Origin of the sequence: Moorena sp. SIO2C4 (assembly GCF_010672485.1) — a bacterium.
GTDB lineage: Bacteria > Cyanobacteriota > Cyanobacteriia > Cyanobacteriales > Coleofasciculaceae > Moorena > Moorena producens.
Window position 1 is genome coordinate 1 of the sequence record NZ_JAAHGN010001188.1, and the last position, 2154, is coordinate 2154.

General features: G+C 46.0%; 1 protein-coding gene. It reads left to right on the plus strand.

Features of this window, described 5'->3' with window-relative positions:
- Positions 1-166 precede the first annotated feature (166 nt).
- On the plus strand, positions 167-1723 hold the full coding sequence (locus F6K20_RS35400) for a glycoside hydrolase family 3 protein (RefSeq protein ID WP_287297941.1): 1557 nt from the start codon (positions 167-169) through the stop codon (positions 1721-1723).
- Positions 1724-2154 lie beyond the last annotated feature (431 nt).

Consider the following 2154-nt stretch of genomic DNA (forward strand, 5'->3'; position numbering starts at 1 on the left):
GGTCCCCATCACCATGTTTTTCAACTTGAGTCATTTGAAATTCTGAGTGGACACAATCACTTATAGTCTCTGAAATAGTTTAAGGTTTCGTGTTGTGTGTTGCCTAATTCGGTCGTTCGTCCCTGTGGCGAGAGTATCCTAGCTACACATACTAGGCGGGAGTTCTGTGGAACTCGCCCTTAGGTCGAAACAACTCCAAGAGTGGGCAAAAATTCCCTTACTGATCGCTGCTGATATTGAAGAAGGTGTGGGTCAAAGGTTTGCCGGTGCCACCTGGTTTCCCCCACCGATGGCACTGGGAGCCATTGCCCAAAACGATCCTGAGCCAGCTTTGCAGTATGTCCGTACTATGGGAGAAATCACCGCTACTGAAGCGTTGGCCATTGGGATTAACTGGATCCTGGCACCAGTTGTTGATGTCAACAACAATTCCCAAAATCCTGTTATCAATGTCCGGTCGTTTGGTGATAACCCTCAAATCGTTAGCCAATTGGCTTCTGCTTTTATCGAAGGAACCCGACCCTATCCAGTCTTAACCACTGCCAAGCATTTTCCCGGTCATGGCGATACCGCGACAGATTCCCATCTGGATTTACCAATCTTGCCCCACTCACCACCGCGACTAGCTACGGTTGAATTGCCTCCCTTTACCAATGCGATCGCTGCTGGGGTAGATGCCATCATGACCGCTCACCTCCTAATTACAGCTTGGGATGACCAACACCCCGCCACCCTCTCTGAGCGAATTTTGACTCAACTGTTGCGCACAGACTTGGGATTTGAAGGACTGATTGTGACTGATGCTCTAGTGATGGGGGCAATTGCTAATCGCTATGGTGCCGATGAAGCCACAGTCATGGCTGTAGAAGCCGGTGCTGATATTCTCTTGATGCCCGTTAATCCCGAAACAGCAATTGAGGCAGTCTGTCAAGCAGTCGAACAAGGACGGATCTCACGGCAGCGGATTCAGGCATCAGTAGAGCGCATAAGTCGTGCAAAACGTAAAGTGGGCTATCACTCTCAAAGAGAGGGTTTAGACGAACACTCCACTGCACAACAAATAGCATCTCTACAAAACCCCCTCTCACAACCTGTCCTGGAGTCGGGCTTAGACGATGATCCAGCTCAACAACCGATAACATTTCAACCCAACCCCAATTGGCTCTCGCAACTAGCTCAACCAACCACAATCACGACTGTAGCCGATATTCTCCAGGCTTCCCAGATAACTAGAGGTTTTCTAGCTTTATCATCAATACCCAGCAGCAGTAATCAACCGTTACGTAATCTAATTTTGGTCGATGATCTCTTAGCTTGTGACTTTTTGGGACAGCATACACCAGCAGTCGCTTTACCAAGAAGGCTGGGTTACAAACTCCAACTGGTTGATAGTCACACGACCCTACCTTCGGAAGTAGTCGATAATCCTGTTGGTGCTAAAACTACTCTGCTACAGCTATTTATCCGAGGTAACCCGTTTCGGGGTAGTGCTGGATTGACAGCAGTAGCTAGGGCATGGCTTAAGATGTTGTTGAAAACTGGGGATTTACAAGCTCTCGTGATTTACGGTAGTCCTTATGTGTTAGAGCAGTTCCTGCCAGAGTTGCCACCGGAAACACCATATGTATTTTCTTACGGGCAGATGCCAGCAGCTCAAGCGATCGCTCTTAAAGCATTGTTACCCGAAAGCTCAACAATAGATACTTTTGTGAGATTTATTTAATTTTTAGGGAGTTTTAAGATAATTTTTGCCAATTTGCCCCTCTACAGCTTGAGCAGAGGACAAGATGAAGATGAACTACTCCAAAACCTATAGTAATTAGACATTTTAAAATAACCACTAGTATAACAGAAGCATATAGCCCTGGTCAAGTAATAGGAGTTGACAAAATCACCAATCCAATATAGAAAACCACCGATAATTCCAGCTGTACTCCTATCCCCCATCCCCGGATTATTAAGAGACTATTTATAAAGTAAATCTTAAGACAGCTAGAGTAATGAATATGGGTGGGTTAAGGCGGACAGCTCTGGCTAATCTTACTGGTTAGAAGGAAACCACTTTTGCTCTAGGTTGGTGAGTTCTCCGTCTTCCTGTAATTGCAAAATAATTCGGTTGATTGGCTCACGATAATGACTACCTTGAGGCAAAAC